Origin of the sequence: Micromonospora ureilytica, from assembly GCF_015751765.1 — a bacterium.
GTDB lineage: Bacteria > Actinomycetota > Actinomycetes > Mycobacteriales > Micromonosporaceae > Micromonospora > Micromonospora ureilytica.
This window is the reverse complement of sequence record NZ_JADOTX010000001.1, coordinates 6628256-6644130: the sequence shown is the minus strand read 5'-3', so window position 1 is coordinate 6644130 and position 15875 is coordinate 6628256. Positions and strand designations below refer to the sequence as shown.

The 15875-nt window shown below is 72.6% G+C and carries 16 protein-coding genes and 1 pseudogene; 7 read left to right on the top strand and 10 right to left on the bottom strand.

Annotated elements, in window-relative coordinates; genetic code table 11:
- Positions 1 to 70: 70 nt before the first annotated feature.
- Together IW248_RS30545 and IW248_RS30540 are read right to left on the bottom strand one after the other, a co-directional pair.
- Positions 71 to 1663, bottom strand: a complete 1593-nt coding sequence (locus IW248_RS30545; protein WP_196929667.1) for a PAS domain-containing sensor histidine kinase — start codon at positions 1661 to 1663, stop codon at positions 71 to 73.
- A 25-nt stretch (positions 1664 to 1688) separates the two neighbouring features.
- On the bottom strand, positions 1689 to 2720 hold the full coding sequence (locus tag IW248_RS30540; RefSeq protein WP_124818880.1) for an SIS domain-containing protein: 1032 nt from the start codon (positions 2718 to 2720) through the stop codon (positions 1689 to 1691).
- Positions 2721 to 2910: 190 nt separating this feature from the next.
- On the opposite strand from IW248_RS30540, the gene IW248_RS30535 reads away from it, so the two are divergent.
- Positions 2911 to 4752, top strand: coding sequence for a tetratricopeptide repeat protein (locus tag IW248_RS30535; RefSeq protein WP_196929666.1), 1842 nt, complete (start codon positions 2911 to 2913; stop codon positions 4750 to 4752).
- A 29-nt stretch (positions 4753 to 4781) separates the two neighbouring features.
- Here the strand turns inward: IW248_RS30535 and IW248_RS30530 are convergent, their stop codons facing one another.
- Positions 4782 to 6368: an MDR family MFS transporter gene (locus IW248_RS30530; RefSeq protein WP_196929665.1), complete on the bottom strand. Its 1587-nt coding sequence runs from the start codon at positions 6366 to 6368 to the stop codon at positions 4782 to 4784.
- A gap of 111 nt (positions 6369 to 6479) precedes the next feature.
- On the opposite strand from IW248_RS30530, the pseudogene IW248_RS30525 reads away from it, so the two are divergent.
- Positions 6480 to 7200: pseudogene (locus tag IW248_RS30525) on the top strand (TetR/AcrR family transcriptional regulator).
- On the opposite strand, the gene IW248_RS30520 reads toward IW248_RS30525, so the two are convergent.
- Together IW248_RS30520 and IW248_RS30515 are read right to left on the bottom strand one after the other, a co-directional pair.
- The gene (locus IW248_RS30520; RefSeq protein WP_196929663.1) at positions 7101 to 7610 is read right to left on the bottom strand and encodes a GNAT family N-acetyltransferase; all 510 of its coding nucleotides are present in this window, start codon (positions 7608 to 7610) and stop codon (positions 7101 to 7103) included. The pseudogene IW248_RS30525 and the gene IW248_RS30520 sit on opposite strands and share 100 nt — an antisense overlap.
- A complete protein-coding gene (locus IW248_RS30515) occupies positions 7607 to 7828 on the bottom strand; it encodes a biotin/lipoyl-binding carrier protein (protein ID WP_196930429.1) in 222 nt (73 codons plus the stop codon). The genes IW248_RS30520 and IW248_RS30515 overlap by 4 nt, the downstream gene beginning before the upstream one ends.
- 110 nt (positions 7829 to 7938) lie before the next feature.
- Between IW248_RS30515 and IW248_RS30510 the strand changes: the two genes are divergently transcribed.
- Complete coding sequence (locus tag IW248_RS30510; RefSeq protein ID WP_112624378.1) at positions 7939 to 8124, top strand: 50S ribosomal protein bL37; 186 nt, start codon at positions 7939 to 7941, stop codon at positions 8122 to 8124.
- A 133-nt stretch (positions 8125 to 8257) separates the two neighbouring features.
- Here IW248_RS30510 and rsrA read toward each other — a convergent pair whose 3' ends face one another.
- The 5 genes from rsrA to IW248_RS30485 form a co-directional block, all read right to left on the bottom strand.
- Positions 8258 to 8545 (bottom strand): mycothiol system anti-sigma-R factor, encoded by a 288-nt coding sequence (gene rsrA, locus IW248_RS30505; protein WP_124818863.1) that lies wholly within the window; start codon positions 8543 to 8545, stop codon positions 8258 to 8260.
- A gap of 1 nt (position 8546) precedes the next feature.
- A complete protein-coding gene (locus IW248_RS30500) occupies positions 8547 to 9374 on the bottom strand; it encodes a sigma-70 family RNA polymerase sigma factor (RefSeq protein ID WP_124818865.1) in 828 nt (275 codons plus the stop codon).
- Positions 9375 to 9609: 235 nt separating this feature from the next.
- Complete coding sequence (locus tag IW248_RS30495) at positions 9610 to 10227, bottom strand: alpha/beta hydrolase family protein (RefSeq protein WP_196929662.1); 618 nt, start codon at positions 10225 to 10227, stop codon at positions 9610 to 9612.
- A 51-nt stretch (positions 10228 to 10278) separates the two neighbouring features.
- Positions 10279 to 10671, bottom strand: a complete 393-nt coding sequence (locus tag IW248_RS30490) for a WhiB family transcriptional regulator (protein ID WP_030336652.1) — start codon at positions 10669 to 10671, stop codon at positions 10279 to 10281.
- A 194-nt stretch (positions 10672 to 10865) separates the two neighbouring features.
- Complete coding sequence (locus tag IW248_RS30485) at positions 10866 to 11576, bottom strand: SOS response-associated peptidase (protein WP_196929661.1); 711 nt, start codon at positions 11574 to 11576, stop codon at positions 10866 to 10868.
- A 103-nt stretch (positions 11577 to 11679) separates the two neighbouring features.
- On the opposite strand from IW248_RS30485, the gene aroA reads away from it, so the two are divergent.
- The 4 genes from aroA (at position 11680) to IW248_RS30465 (ending at position 15874) form a co-directional block, all read left to right on the top strand.
- Positions 11680 to 12981: a 3-phosphoshikimate 1-carboxyvinyltransferase gene (gene aroA, locus IW248_RS30480; RefSeq protein WP_196929660.1), complete on the top strand. Its 1302-nt coding sequence runs from the start codon at positions 11680 to 11682 to the stop codon at positions 12979 to 12981.
- Positions 12982 to 13117: 136 nt separating this feature from the next.
- On the top strand, positions 13118 to 14113 hold the full coding sequence (gene rsgA, locus IW248_RS30475) for a ribosome small subunit-dependent GTPase A (RefSeq protein WP_196930427.1): 996 nt from the start codon (positions 13118 to 13120) through the stop codon (positions 14111 to 14113).
- A gap of 28 nt (positions 14114 to 14141) precedes the next feature.
- Positions 14142 to 14960 carry a histidinol-phosphatase gene (hisN, locus tag IW248_RS30470; RefSeq protein ID WP_196929659.1) on the top strand — a complete coding sequence of 273 codons (819 nt, stop codon included), beginning with the start codon at positions 14142 to 14144 and terminating at the stop codon, positions 14958 to 14960.
- Between the two features lie 59 nt (positions 14961 to 15019).
- Positions 15020 to 15874 carry a hypothetical protein gene (locus tag IW248_RS30465; protein ID WP_231398019.1) on the top strand — a complete coding sequence of 285 codons (855 nt, stop codon included), beginning with the start codon at positions 15020 to 15022 and terminating at the stop codon, positions 15872 to 15874.
- The last annotated feature ends 1 nt before the right edge of the window (position 15875 follow it).

Below are 15875 nucleotides of genomic sequence, written 5' to 3'. Positions count from 1 at the left end.
CCGCTCCCCGACGCGGACCCGCCCGAACGGGAGCGGGAGCGGGAGGCCGAAGCCGGCCGGCGGGCGGCGGTCAGGGCTGCGAGCGGCCGTCGTGGGCGTTGCGGGCCAGCGGGACGACGAGCATGGCCTCGGTGCCACCGTTGGCGCCGGCGCGCAGTTCGATGGTGCCGCGCAGCTCACCGGTGATCAGGGCTCGGACGATCTGGAGGCCGAGCCGGCTGCCACGTTCGGCATCGAAGTCCGGCGGTAGGCCGCGCCCATTGTCGGTCACCGAGACGTGCAGCATCTTGCGGAACCGGTGCGCCGAGACCACCACCTCGGGTCGCAGCGACGGGTCGACCTCGGGAACGGCGACCGGCACCATGCCCGAGGCCGCGGGTACGGGGGCCTCCTCGGCCTCGTCCGCCGGCGGAAAGCCGTGCTCGACGGCGTTGAGCAGCAACTCGTTGAGGACCATCACCAGCGAGGTGGCGATCTCCGCCGGCAGTACGCCGAAGCTGCCTCGCCGCCGCATGCCGACGCTCACCTCGGTCGCCGCGACCTCGGTCGCCGCGCTTGCCACCCGGTCGACGATGCCGTCGAACTCCACCGCCTCGTCACTGGACATCGAGAGCGTCTCGTGGACCAGGGCGATCGAGGCGACCCGACGGACCGATTCCTCCAGCGCGACACGGGCTTCCGGCATCGCCACCCGGCGGGCCTGCAACCGCAGCAGCGCGGCCACCGTCTGGAGATTGTTCTTCACCCGATGGTGGATCTCCCGGATCGTGGCGTCCTTGGTGATCAGCGCCCGGTCCCGGCGACGGACCTCGGTGATGTCCCGGACCAGCACCAGCGCGCCGATCGGCACCCCGGCCGGCATCAGCGGCAGCGCCCGGGTGAGCATCGTGGCGCCTCGCGCGTCGATCTCCCGGCGGGGCGGCGCCTCACCGCGCAGCGCGGCCAGGATGCCGTTCGATGCCTCGGTGCCGTCCAGCGGGTCACCGGCCAACCGGCGGTGCAGCGCGGCCAGGTCCTCCCCCACCAGGTGGGAGGCGTATCCCAGTCGGCGGTACGCGGACTGGGCGTTCGGGCTGGCGTAGGTGACCTTGCCGCCGGCATCGAGCCGGACCAGGCCGTCGCCGACCCGGGGCGCCGAGGTGGTCTCGCCCGGATGCCTCGGCGGCGGGAAGGTGCCGTCCGCGATCATCTGCGCCAGGTCGTCGGCAGTGGTGAGGTAGTTGAGCTCCAACTGGCTGGGCGTACGGGCGGTGGAGAGGTTGGTGTCCCGCCCCACCACGGCGATCACCTCGCCGGCCTCCCCCTCGGCGGTACGCAGCCGGACCGGGATCGCCTCGTGCCGGGCCGGCACGTCGCCGTACCAGACCGGGTCGCCCTCGCGCCAGATCCGGCCCTGGGAGTACGCCACCCCCAGGTGGGCCACCTCCGGCCCGCCGACGATCCGACCCACCTGGTCGTCCTGGTAGGCGGTCGGTGCGGTGGTCGGTCGGACCTGGGCTACGCAGAGGAACGTGCCGTCGGCGTCGACCGGCACCCAGAGCAGCAGGTCAGCGAAGGACAGATCGGAGAGCAGTTGCCAGTCGCCCGCGATCCGGTGCAGGTGGTCGATGTCGGCCGGACGGAGATGGGTGTGCTCCTCGGCGAGGTCGCGCAGCGTGGACACGGTGACCAGGGTGCCACGCCGCGCCTCACATCGTCGCGGTGACCTTCTTCAACCCGCGCGGCGCGTCCGGGTCCTCGCCTCGGGTGAGCGCCAGGGCCAGCGCCAGCCGCTGCATCGGCAGGATGTCCAGCAGCGGGGCGTACCGCTCGTCGACCTCGGGGACGGCCAGTCGGGTGGCCCCCGGCACGTCGGCGGAGCCGACCACCACGACGTCGGCGCGGCGTTCACCGAGGCGGGGCAGCACCTCACCCATCGACCGGCCACCAGGACCGGAGCCGACCACGGCGAGCACCGGCACCTCCGGGTCGGTCATCGCGAGCGGGCCGTGCAGCAGGTCGGCGCCGGAGAAGGCGAGCGCCGGCAGGTACGAGGTTTCCATCAGCTTCAGCGCGGCCTCCCGGGCGGTCGGGTAGGCGTACCCCCGGCCGGTGGTGACCAGTTGGCGGGCGAACCGGTAGCGCGGGGCGAGTTGGGCCGGGGTGCCGTCGGCCAGGGTGCGGGCGGCCAGCTCGGGCAGTGCGTCGAGCGCTTCCCGCTCGGCCTGCGGGAGCACGCCGTCGCCGGCCCGGATCCCCTCCACCAGCATCAACAGGGCGAGCAGCTCGGCGGTGTACGTCTTGGTGGCGGCCACCGCCCGCTCGTGCCCGGCGGCGATGTCGACGCTCAGCTCGGCCACGTCGACAAGCGGCGAGTCGGGGGCGTTGGTGACCGCGAGGGTCAGCGCCCCGGAGGCTCGGGCGGCGCGCAGCACCTCGGCCAGGTCGGGCGAGCCACCGCTCTGACTGACCCCGACGACCAGCGCGTCGGACAGGTCGGGGCGGGCCCCGAACAGGGTGACGACGCTGGGCGAGGCGAGCCCGGCGGGCAGACCGAGCCGGATCTCGGTCAGGTAGGCCCCGTAGAGGGCCGCGTGATCGGAGGTGCCCCGCGCGGTGAAGACCACGTGCCGTGGCCGACGTTCGGCGATGACCGCCGCCACCTGGGCGATCTCGGCGGCGTTGGCAGCGGAGAGCAGCCGCGCGTAGCCAGCCGGCTGCTCGTCGATGTCGGCGGCCATGCCAGCCCCTGCACGTGTCACGGAAACCCCTCCCCCTGCGCGGTTGCCGCGCGATTCTTGCTCAGTCTTGCACTTTTAAGCGTATCTCAGCAATCGAACGAGCAGGATTGCGCAGCTGATCACCAGTTGATCTCAATATCAACTAAGCTTTACCCGCTACACCCGGTCTAGCCCGCGACGAGAGGACGACGTGCCCGAGGGAACGGACGACCCCGCGCTCTCCGTGACGGAGGAGCTGGCGCTGGCCCGGCTGGCACTCGACGAGGGCGACCTGCACCACGCCGCCGGCCACCTCGCCGGCGCGTTGGCCCGGGCCCCCACCCTCCCGGAGGTGCACGAGACACTGGCGCGGCTCGCCACGACGAACGGCGGCGGCCTCGACCTCTTCCCGATCAACCACCACACCTTCGTCGGTGCGGTGGTCGCCCGCGCCCACCTCCTCGCCACCGCGGGCCGCCCCGCCGAGGGGCTGGAGCTGCTGGCCGCGGCGACGACGTACGCACCCGGCACCGAGTGGGCCGGAGTGCCCTGGGTCACCGCGCCCGAGCTGGCCGAACGACTGGACCCGGAGCGCATCGCCCGGGTCCTCATGCAGGTCTGCGCCGCGCTGCCCGACCCGGTGCCGCGGATCGGCCGGGCCCCGCTGACCCCGTACCTCACGCTCGCCCGCAACGCGGCCACCGTGCACCCCGAACACGGCCTGCTGCTGGGCTCGGCGTCCGCGCTGGCCCGCCGCCTCGGAGAGGCCGAACTGGCGGTCCGCTGGGCCACCCGAGGCGTACGCGCACAGCCCTCCAAGATGGGCGAGGTGTGGCTCGGGTACGCGTACCGCAGCTCGGGCCGGACCCGCGACGGCCTGGCGGCCCTCGGTCGGGCCGTCGAGCTGGACCCCGACGACCTGGCGATCTACGCGGACATCGCCGGCACCCTGGCCGAGATCGGCCGGCTGGACGAGGCGCTGGAGTGGACCGAGCGGGCGTTGGCGCGCGATCCGTCGTTCGACTGCGCGGTTCACACCGCCCACCGCCTGCGGCACCTGCGCGACGGTGACCTCGCCCACCTGGTCGCGCTCGCCGACTTCGTGCGGGACCACCCGGACGACAGCCACGAGCACGGCGACCTGGCCCAGTGCTGCCGAGGCCGCCCCTGGCTCGGCCAGCTCACCCCGGCCGGCGGGCCCCTCGTCGACGCGATGCGCCAGGCCGTCGCCGATGACGACAACGGTCTCGGCGGGGCCGTACGCCTACCCGCCGCCGCCCCGCCGAGCGCGGTCGGGACGGCGATCTCCACGGCCCCCGGGCTGCGGATCGAGGTCGTCGGCACGCCGGAGCCCGATCCGCGCGAGCCCCGACGGGCGTCCGCCCAGCGGTTGTGGGACTACGCGGATGTCGTCCCCACGCCCGCGCTGGCGGCGCCCTCGGCGACGGCGGTCGAACGGATCGCGCAGATCGCTCACCCGGCGTGGGCGCACCCACCGGCGGCGTACGACGCGGCGGTGGGCCTGGCCGGCCTCGACCTGGGCGACCTGCTCGGCCTGCTGGTGCACCCGCCGGCGGCGCCGGCCAACGCGGTGGGTCGGCTGCTGGCCGCCCACGACCCGTCGGTCTGGGTCCGGGGGGTGCAGGTGTGGGCCTGCCTGGGGCTGCTGCACCACCGCACCGACGAGCCGTGGGAGGGCTCGACCCGACGCCGCGTGCTGCTCGATCTGATCTGGGGCGTCGAGGACTGGGTCACCGAGGCAGCGCTGTTCGCCCTGGTCACCGCCGCCTGGGTGGACCCCTCGGTGCGGTCGGACGTGGCCCGGGTGGTGGCGGAGCGGCTGGCCGACGCGGCTGCCGTGGCGCGGAGCCGACCGGTCCCGATCGCCGCTTCGCTGGCCCACCTGGCACTCGCCGCCCCGCAGTTGGACCCGGCGACGGCGGCACTTGCCACCGAGCTGCTGGGCACGCGTTCCACCCGACTCCCCCGCCCCCGCAACCCGCTGCGCCGGCTCTGGCAGCTCCTGAACAGGGGCGCGCCGCGCCGACCGTGACGGTCGACGCGGCGCGTGTCGCGGTTGGGTCAGGCGACCGGGGCCTTGCCGAGGGCGACCTCGGCGTCCTCCTCCGGGGTGGCCTGCGGCGGCGCCTCGTTCGCGGTGCGCAGCGGGATCTCCTTGATGAACCAGGCGAGCACCGGGATCACGATGGTGAACAGCACCGCCCAGAGAAAGACGTGCGAGATGGCGTCGGAGAGACCCCCGAGCACCACCTCGCGTGCCTGGGCGGGCAGTTCCTTGAGCTTCTCCAGGTCCATCCCGGAGCCGCCGGACTCGCCACCGAAGGCCCGGCCACCCTCTGAGCTGGCCAGCCGGTTGGCGAAGATCGCGCCGAACAGCGAGATGCCGAACGAGCCACCGATCGACCGGAAGAAGGTGGCCGCGCCGCTGGCCGCGCCGAGGTCCTTCTGCTCCACGCTGTTCTGTGCGATCAGCATCGACGTCTGCATGAGGAAGCCCATGCCGACGCCGAGCACGATCATGTACAGCGAGGACATCAGCTTGCTGGTGTCGGTGTCGAGCATGGACAGCAGCGCCATGCCCCCCGTCATCGCCACGCCACCGATGATCGGGTACGCCCGGTATTTGCCGTTGCGGGTGATCGCCCGGCCGATGACCAGCGAGACGACAAGCATGCCGAACATCAGCGGCAGCAGCAGCAGACCACTGTTGGTCGCCGACGCCCCCTGCACGGTCTGCTGGTAGAGCGGCAGGAAGTTCATCGCGCCGAACATCGCGAAGCCGAGCAGGAAGCCGATCACCGAGATCAGCGCGAAGTTGCGGTTGGCGAAGAGCGCCAGCGGCAGGATCGGCTCCTGGACACGGCGTTCCACCATCCCGAACACCGCCAACGCGACGACGGCCAGCACGGCCAGGCCGAGGATCTGCGGCGACGTCCAGTCGTACTCGTTGCCACCCCAGGTGGTGATGAGCACGATCGCGGTGATGCCGACCGAGAGCAGCCCTGCGCCGAGCCAGTCGATCCGGTGCTCGGTGCGGTACTTCGGCAGGTGCATGGTGGTGATCAGCACGAGCAGCGCGATTCCGCCCAGCGGCAGGTTCACGTAGAACGCCCAGCGCCAGGAGAGGTGGTCGGTGATGAATCCGCCGGCCAGCGGGCCGGCGACCATGGCGATGGCCATGATGCCGGCGATCATGCCCTGGTAGCGCCCGCGCTCGCGGGGCGGGACCAGGTCACCGATGATCGCCATCACGCCGACCATGAGGCCGCCGGCGCCGAGGCCCTGCACGGCCCGGAAGGCGATGAGCTGGACCATGCCGTCCTCTGGGCCGCCGAGCATCCCGGAGCCGGCCATGCCACAGAGGGCGGAGCCGACCAGGAAGACGACGACCGAGGTCAGGAAGACCGACTTGCGGCCGTAGAGGTCACCGAGCTTGCCCCAGATCGGGGTGGAGACGGTGGTGCCGAGGACGTACGCGGTAACCACCCAGGTGAAGTGGTTGAGCCCGCCGAACTCGCCGACGATCCGCGGTAACGCGGTGCTGACGATCATATTGTCGAGCATCGCGAGCATCATCGCGATCATCAGCCCGAACAGCACGACCCGGATGTTGTTGGGTCGCGTGCCGGCCTGGGTTGCCTGAGTCATGGGTAAGCTCCCCCCGAGGATTGTCATACTTACTTGCCGCCCGGCTAGTCACCTTACTAGCCGCACGGTAAGTTGGGTACGAGCAACGGTCAAGCCATTTGGAGGGCGTAGGTGAGCGAGAGCACAGGCGGCGGCACGCGGGAACGGATCAAGGCCGTCGCGCTCGAACTCTTCACCGAGCAGGGGTACGAGAAGACCTCGCTCCGGGAAATCGCCGAGCGCCTCAACGTCACCAAGGCCGCGCTCTACTACCACTTCAAGAGCAAGGACGACATCGTCGCCAGCTTCGTCGAGGACCGGCTGGAGGGGATGGACGCGCTGATCGCCTGGGCCGCCACCCAGCCCGCCACCCTGGACACCCGGCGCGAGCTGATCTCCCGGTACGCCGACACGATGTTCGACGGCACCCAGCCGTCGGTGATGCGCTTTTTCGAGCAGAACCAGACCGCGCTCAAGAGCCTCTCCTCCGGCCAGAAGATGCGCGGTCGGATGTTGGAGCTGGCCGACGCGCTCTGCCGGGGCGACGACTCCCCAGCCGCCCAACTGCGCGCCGCGCTGTCAATCTTCGCGGTGCACACCAGCTGGTTCGCGGTCCGCGCGCCGCACATCAGCGACGACGAACGCCGCAAGCTCGCCCTGGAGGTGGCCGACGAGCTGCTGGCCGCCATCGGCACGCAGCCCGGCGCCTGACCCGGGTGTGATCGCCACAGCCCGGGGTCGTCGGCCGGCGACTCAGCCGCGGGTCAGCTCCAGCCGCAGGCCCAGCAGGTCCACGCCCGGCGCCGGAGTCCAGTCCTTCTCCGGCGAACGGACGAACCCGCGCCGCGAGTAGAGCCGGTGCGCCGGATCGGCCATCCCGGCCCGGACGCAGATCACCATCGCCGTGCAACCCAACTCGGTCGCACGGTCGACACACGTCTCGACCAACGCGGCGCCGACACCCCGCCCCTGAGCGCCCGGGTCGACAGCGAGCATCCGGAACTCCGCCTCGCCCGGCCCGGACAACTCGGCGAACCGGGTGCCCGGCAGCACGAACGTGACCGAGCCGAGCACCGCGCCGGTCAGCTCGTCCACCGCGACCAGCACCTCGCCGCTGGCGGCCCGGGTCGCCACATCGGCCAGCACCTCGCCGTACCCGTGTTCGCCCTTGAGTTGGCCGTCCGCCTCGTACGCGGCCACTGTCAGCCGGGCCACCGCCGGGAAGTCGGCCGGCTCCGCCGGGCGGACCCGCAACCCGGTCAAGCGATCACCGCGATCAGGTCACCGTCCTGCACGACGTCACCCTCGTTGACGACGAGCTGCTGGAGCACACCATCGGACTCGGCGACGACCGGGATCTCCATCTTCATCGACTCGAGGATCACCAGGGTGTCACCCTCAGCCACCGTGTCACCGGCCGTGGCGACGACCTTCCAGACGTTGGCCACCATCTCGGCGCGGATCTCCTCGGCCATGTCCAGGCCCTCCCTCTTCGCGACGTGCCTGCCGATGTATCCAATCATGCGTCGACCGGCGGTGGGCGCGCAGCGGCACAGCCGGGATGGCAGGCCCGCCCTGGGGAAGGCGGCGGGTGTCGACCGCACTACCATCAGCGGGTCGGACCCGACGCCGGACCGCCGGTGGCCGCATCCGCGCCGAGGTCGTGCGCAGGACGGATCCGACCCATCACGAGGAGGTCAGCATGGCGAAGAAGTCCCGGAAGAAGAAGGCTCGTAAGAAGAACGCCGCGAACCACGGCAAGCGTCCCAACTCCTGAACGGGTCGACGGGCCGGGTGCCCGTCGCCGCTCAGCCGGCCGAGGCCGGGTACACCGGTGGCCCGGGTCGAGATCGACCCGGGCCACCGGTCTTGCCAGCTGGTGCCAACGCTCGGTCGGCCAGCTCAGTCGCTCAGTCGGCCAGCTCACGGGAGTCGCTGGTCTCGAAGACCACCAGCTCGGTGAGCTTGATCCGCAGCCGCTCGCGCAGCTGGTCCGGCGCGGTCTCGTTGCCACAGCAACGAGCCACCAGCGCCCGCACCTCCTGCTCCAGCCCGTACTCGCGCAGGCAGGGCCCGCACTCGTCCAGGTGGTGCCGGATCAGCGAGCGGCGCTCGTCGGCGCACTCCAGATCCAGGTAGAGGTACACCTCCGCGAGCACTTCGCGGCAGTCCGTCTCGTGCGGCTCCCCACAGCTCACGTCACACCTCCCGGCCGGCAGCGGCGGCGGTCGAGCCCTTCGCCGAGCGGGCAGCGCTGAAGCCCCGCTCCCCCGCGTAGCGCTCGAGCAGCTTGCGCAGATTACGACGCCCCCGGTGCAGACGCGACATCACGGTGCCGATCGGCGTGCCCATGATGTCCGCGACCTCCTTGTAGGAGAAGCCCTCGACGTCGGTGAGGTAGACGGCCAGGCGGAACTCCTCCGGCAACTGCTGGAGGGCTTCCTTGACGTCACTGTCCGGAAGCCGGTCCAGTGCCTCCGTCTCGGCGGAGCGCAACCCGCTAGAGGTGTGCGACTCGGCCTCGGCGAGCTGCCAGTCGGTGATCTCCTCGGTGGGCGCCTGGATCGGCTGGCGCTGCCGCTTGCGGTAGGAGTTGATGTAGGTGTTGGTCAGGATCCGGTAGAGCCAGGCCTTCAGGTTCGTGCCCTGCTCGAACTGGTGGAAGGCCGCGTACGCCTTCAGGTAGGTCTCCTGGACCAGGTCCTCGGCATCCGCCGGGTTGCGTGTCATCCGCAGCCCAGCAGCGTAGAGCTGATCGACGAATGGCATCGCGTCCCGCTCGAACCGGGCCCTGCGCTCGTCCGTCTTCTCGGTGGTCAACCGCACATCCCCTCGCGTCGGATGCTTTCCCGCCGAGGATACGCGCACGGCCCTGCCCGCAGATTCACTTCCGGCCGGTGTGCCCGTGCTCACCGCACCCACCCCGCCCGGTCCCGCCGTCGCGGGCCACTCCGGGCCATCCAGCAGCCGCTTCAGCTGCCGGGCGTCCCGTTCGTCCCGTTCCAGGCTTCGTGTCTCGGTTGGCACCGGTCACCCCCCTCACAGAAAAGTCGTCCGGGGGTAGTAACGCGAGATGACCACTGGGGCATTCCGGCCAGCCCTCCCGTTCCTGGTCCCGGCCCCGACGGCGGCCGGCGCTGGGACCAGGAAGGGCCTGGGAGGACTGGTGTCAACGGCCCGAATCGGGCCGACGGCACCATCGGATGCAACGACCCGTGCCCGCGCCGGAAACGGTCGCCCCGGCGAGCCGGCCGCGAACGGGTCAGTCGGCCGCCCAGCCCTGGGCGTACAGCCAGTCGCGCACGGCGGCGGCGGTGCCGGCGGGATCCCGGCGCAGATCGTGCGTCTCACCGGGACGGCTCACCACCCGTACGGCCGGCCCCGGCTCCGGCGTCCCGAACGGATCCCGGTCACCGTTGACGACCAACGTCGGCAGGCCGGTGTCCAGTTCGGCGGCCCGCGAGCGTTCCGGCCGGCCGGGCGGGTGCAGCGGGAACGCCAACGCGACCACGCCCACCGCGCCCACCGCACGGGCCGTCCGGCAGGCCACCCGCGCGCCACTGGAACGTCCACCGACCACCACCGTCGGCACGTCGGCGTGCCGGTCACGCAGCACGGCGAGCACCGCCGCCCAGGCCTCGTCGAGGTGACCTGCCGGTGCCGGCGCACGTCGACCGGCGACCCGGTAGGGCTGGGTCACCCGGACCACCGCCAGGCCGGCCGCGACCGACGCGTCCCGGACCGCGAGCAGGTCGGGCGCGTCGACGCTGCCGCCCGCGCCGTGCCCGAGGACGAGCAGGGCGGTGGCCGGGCGGACCGGCAGGTCGGTGTCGATCCGCGCCGGACCGCGCGGTGTGTCGATCTCGTTGCTGGGTGGCACCGGCCCATTCTGCGCCGCCGGACGGGCGACGGGTGTGAACCGGGCCGCCGATCAGCTCAGCGGGACCAGGGCGAGCAGGCGATCGCGCACCGGCGGGCCGGCGTCGTCGATGGCGTCCGGGTCGGGGTCGACCTCGCCACGCCAGGCGACAAGCATCGCCCGCCGTTCCCGCGGCGTGGTGCCGCCCCACACACCATGGCAGTCGCCGACGTCGAGGGCCCAGGCCAGGCAGGACCCCTGCACGTCACAACTGCGGCACAGCGCGACGGCGGCGTCCGCCGGCTCGTTCGGTGCCGGAAAGAAGGTCTCCGGATCGACGCTCTGACAGGTGCCCCTGGTGCGCCACGCGTCGTCCTGTCGCCGTTCCCGCACGGCCCGCAGCAGTCGCGGATCTCGCCGCGCCGCCGCCACCTCGTGCGGGCGCGGCATACGTGCCCGTGTCATCCACCCACCTCCCCCGTGGGACCGGCAAGATCTGTGGACGTCGTCCGCCCCGTGCGGATCGACAGCCACTACCGGCGCTGTGTTCTATCGCACTTCACAACACCGGGACAAGGGTCTGCCGGGAACATGACTGAACAGTCAGGAGACGAATCGCGCGGAACCCTCGCAAATCGGCGGCCGACGATGCGGCGGCGTCAGAACAGGGTCAACTCCTGCGGTGTCACCGTCGACGCCGCCGCCACCCGGGCGCTGAGGTGCGGCCCGTCGTTGCGAACATCTCCCACCGCCGCACCCACCGGGCGGATCTCCAACCCCGCCAACTGCTCCGCCGACGCCGGAGTGAGCAGCCGCCCCGGCTCGTCCGTCGGCGCGAGCCACGACGACCACCGCTCGGGTGGCAGCAGCACCGGCATCCGGTCGTGCACCTCGGCCAGGTCGCCGAGCGCCGCGGTGGTCAGCACGCTGAAGGTGAGCCGGGTCTCGGCGTCGGACTCCCAGACCGACCAGATGCCGGCCAGCGCGAGCACCGAGCCGTCCCGGGGGGTCATGAAGTACGCCTGTCGGCCGCCCTCGGGCAGACGGACCCACTCGTACCAGCCGTCGGCCGGGACCAGGCAGCGGCGACGCGAGAAGGAGCCGGCGTACGCCCGGCTGGTGGCCACCGTCTCCGCCCGCGCGTTGATCATGCGGGCGGCGCCCGAGGCGGACCGGGACCAGTGCGGCAGCAGACCCCAGCGGCCGACACAGAGGCTGCGATGCCCCTCCGGGCTCACCCGGACCAGCGGCACCGGATCGGTCGGCGCGACGTTGTGATCCGCTCGGACCAGGCCGTCGGAGTCGTCGGACGACTCGAACAGCGCGCTCAGCTCGCCGGAGCTCCGGGTCGTCGCGTACCTGCCGCACATGGGGCACACGCTAACGCGTCGGAGGCCCCGTCGGCTGTCCCGCCAACCGGGAGTACGAACGCCGGGCGCCGCCGCCCACCCGCCGACACGGCAGAATGTAACCGTGGGGAACCTGACCGCGACCCGGCCGCCGCAGCCGTGGACCGCACCGACCGCATCCGACCCGGTGGCCACGACGCTGCGCCTGCCCGGTTCCAAATCGATGACCGCCCGCGCCCTGGTGCTCAGCGCGCTGGCCGCCGGCCCGTCGACGCTGGCCCGGCCACTGCGCGCCCGCGACACCCAGTTGATGGCCGCCGGCCTGCGGGCGATGGGCGCGCACGTCTCGATCAGCGACGACGAGCGCTGGCTGGTCCGACCGCACCCGCTGGTCGGCCCCGCGCACGTCGACGTGGGCCTGGCCGGCACCGTGATGCGGTTCGTGCCACCGGTGGCGGGCCTGGCCGACGGGCAGGTCACCTTCGACGGTGACCCGTACGTCCGCACCCGGCCGCTCGGCCCGCTGGTCGGCGCGCTGCGCTCGCTGGGCGTCCGGATCGACGTCACCGGCACCGGCAGCCTTCCGCTGACAGTGCTCGGCACCGGCCGGGTCGCCGGGGGCGAGGTGGTGATCGACGCGTCCGCCTCCAGCCAGCTCGTCTCCGGGCTGTTGCTGGCCGCCCCGCGCTTCGACCGGGGCGTCGTGGTCCGCCACGTCGGCCCGCCGGTGCCCTCCGCGCCGCACCTTCGGATGACGGTGCGGATGCTGCGGGCCGCCGGCGCGGCGGTCGACGACAGCACCCCCGACGTCTGGGCCGTCGAGCCCGGCCCGCTCACCGGGCGCGGCTGGGACATCGAACCGGACCTCTCCGGCGCCGTGCCGTTCTTCGCCGCCGCCCTGGTCACCGGCGGCGAGGTGACCCTGCAGGGTTGGCCGCACAGCAGCGCGCAGCCGGTCGAGCAACTCCGCTCGCTGCTCCAGCGGATGGGCGGCGAGGTCACCCTCTCCACCAACGGGCTGACCGTCCGTGGCACCGGCGTGGTGCACGGCCTGACCGCCGACCTCTCCGACGTCAGCGAGCTGACCCCGGCGCTGACCGCGCTGGCCATGCTTGCCGACTCGCCGTCGGTGTTCACCGGCGTCGGGCACATCCGTGGCCACGAGACCGACCGGCTGACCGCGCTCACGCGCGAGTTCACCGCGCTCGGGGCGGACATCACCGAGGCGCCGGACGGGTTGGAGATCCGGCCCCGCCCGCTGCGCGGCGGGGTCTTCCGCACCTACCACGACCACCGGATGGCACACGCCGCCGCGGTGGCCGGGCTCGCCGTTCCCGGCATCGAGGTGGACGACGTGGGGTGCACCTCCAAGACCATGCCCGAGTTCCCGGCGCTATGGTCAGCGATGGTGACCGGCAAGAGCTGACGCGAGAAGAGGACAGGTCCTGGCGACCAAACGGCGGGAGTACGACGAGGACGACGTACGGGTCCGACCCGGAAAGTCGTCGCGCCCACGTACGCGCACCCGCCCGCAGCACTCCGACGCGGTCGACGGGTTCGTCATCGCCGTGGACCGGGGGCGCTACCAGTGCGTGCTGGCCGGTGCCGAGCGCGGCGTGGTCGGGGCCGAGCTGCCCACGGTGACCGCCATGCGGGCCCGCGAGCTGGGCCGCAAGTCGGTGGTGGTCGGTGACCGGGTCAGCCTGGTCGGCGACACGTCCGGCGCGGAGGGCGCTCTCGCCCGCATCGTCCGGATCGCCGAGCGCCGTTCGGTGCTGCGCCGCACCGCTGACGACGACGAGACCACCGCCGAGGGCCGGCTGGAACGGGTGGTGGTGGCGAACGCCGACCAGTTGGTGATCGTGAGCGCGTTGGCCGACCCGCCGCCGCGCACCGGGTTCATCGACCGTTGCCTGGTGGCCGCGTACGACGCGGACGTGGAGCCGCTGCTCTGCCTCACGAAGGCCGATTTGGCCGGGCCCGAGGAGGTGCTCGGCTACTACACCGAGCTGGAGCTGCCGTACGTGCTCAACCGCCCCGACTCCGACCTCGACGCGCTCCGTACGCTGCTGAGCGGCAAGGTGTCGGTGTTGGTCGGGCACTCCGGGGTGGGCAAGTCGACGCTTGTCAACCGCCTCGTTCCGGACGCGCTGCGCGCGGTCGGCGTGGTCAGCGCGATCGGCCGGGGTCGGCACACCTCGACCAGCGCGGTGGCGCTGCGGCTGCCACCGGTGCACGGGGTCGACACCGACCCGGGCTGGATCATCGACACCCCCGGGATCCGCAGCTTCGGGTTGGCGCACGTCTCCGCCGACAGTCTGCTGCACGGCTTTCCGGACCTGGTCGAGGGCACCGTCGACTGCCCGCCGAACTGCCCGCACACGGCCGACGAGGCCGACTGTGGGCTGGACGCCTGGGTGGCCGCCGGTAAGGCCGACCCGCGCCGGCTGGCCTCGTACCGTCGGCTGCTCGCCTCCCGCGCCGGCGAGGGTGACTCGCGCGGCGACAGCGACCAGCGCGGGCCCGGCGAGGGTGACCGGCGCGGGCCCGACGAGTGAGCCGACGGGCGTCGGCTAGGTTGCCGGCATGACCGGGTACGCCGACGACCTCGCCCTCGCCCACCTGCTCGCCGACCGGGCCGACGCCATCTCCACGGCCCGGTTCCGCGCGCTCGACCTGCGCGTCGAGGCGAAGCCCGACCTGACACCGGTCTCCGACGCGGACACCGCAGTGGAGCGGGAGATCCGCGCCCTGCTGGCCGAGCGCCGGCCGGCCGACGGGCTGCTCGGTGAGGAGTACGGCGCGCAGCCGTCCGCCGACCCGAACGGCCGCCGCTGGATCATCGACCCGATCGACGGCACCAAGAACTTCGTCCGTGGCGTGCCCATCTGGGCCACCCTGATCGCGCTCTACGACGGCGACCGGCCGGCGGTCGGCGTGGTGTCCGCACCGGCGCTCGGACGACGCTGGTGGGCCAGCGCGGGCGCGGGCGCGTACGCCGGGCCCGGCCCCACGGCGGGCGAACGGATCGGTGTGTCCGCAGTGCGCGGTGTTTCGGACGCCAGCTTCTGCTACTCGTCACTGAACGGGTGGGAGAGCGCCGGGCGGCTCGACGCGGTACTCGACCTGATCCGGGACAGCTGGCGCAACAGGGCGTACGGCGACTTCTACGGCTACATGCTGTTGGCCGAGGGGGCACTCGACGTGATGGCCGAGCCGGAGCTGTCCCTGTGGGACGTGGCGGCGCTGGTGCCGATCGTCACGGAGGCGGGTGGCACGGTCACGGATCTGACCGGACAACCGGCGCCCGCCGGCGCTCCGGGCACCGACAGCAGCGTGGTGGCCACCAACGGTGTGCTGCACGCCGACATCCTCACCCGCCTCGATCGACCAGCCGAGCGCTGACCCCCGGCAACCTCTATCCTCGCCAGGTGGTCTCCTCCGGCTGGTGCTTCCTCGCGGCGATGATCGTCGCGTACGGCTTCGCCAACCTCCTCCAGTCGGTGGCGGCGGCCCGCACCACGGTCCACCACACCTTCGATCCGGGTCTGCTGCTGCGCCTCGCCGGGCACCGGACGTACCTGGTCGGCCTCGGCTGCCAGATCGGCGGGTTCGTGCTCGCCTTCCTGGCCCGACGGGACCTGCCGCTGTTCCTCGTGCAGGCCAGCGTGGCCGCCGGGCTCGGGGTGACCGCGATCCTCGGGGTGCTGGTGCTGAAGTGGCGGCTACCGGCGGCGGAGGTGGTGCTGCTGGCGCTGCTCTTCGCGGGGATCACCGCGCTGGTGCTGTCCGCCCGGCCGGCGCCGTCGAAGCAGCTCGGCACCGCCGGCTCGATCGCCCTGCTGGTGGCGCTCGGCGTGATCGCGGTGCTCGGCTTCTTCGCCGTCCGGCTGCACGGGGCGCCGGGTTCGGTGGCTCTCGGCTCGCTGGCCGGGCTGGCGTTCAGCTCGGCCGCGGTCGCCGCCCGGCCACTGGCCTCCGCGCCGTCCGCCGAGGCGTTCCTCGCCGACCCACTGTTCTACCTGCTGATCGCCCACTCGATCGTCGGTCAGCTGCTGCTCGGGCTGGCCATGCAGCGCGGCTCGACGACCGCCGCGGTCGCCGCGATGGACGCGGCCGGCGCGGTGCCGGCCGCGATCGTCGGCCTGCTGCTGCTCAACGACAAGATCTGGCCGGGGCGGGAGTGGCTGGCCGCGGTCGGCTTCCTGGTCACCCTGGCCGCGGTGATCGGCCTGACCAGGTACGCCGAACCGCAGCAGCATCGCCCGGTGGCACGCCGTCGGGACCCGGCCATGGTCGGTGCCGGCCGGCCGGGCTGAC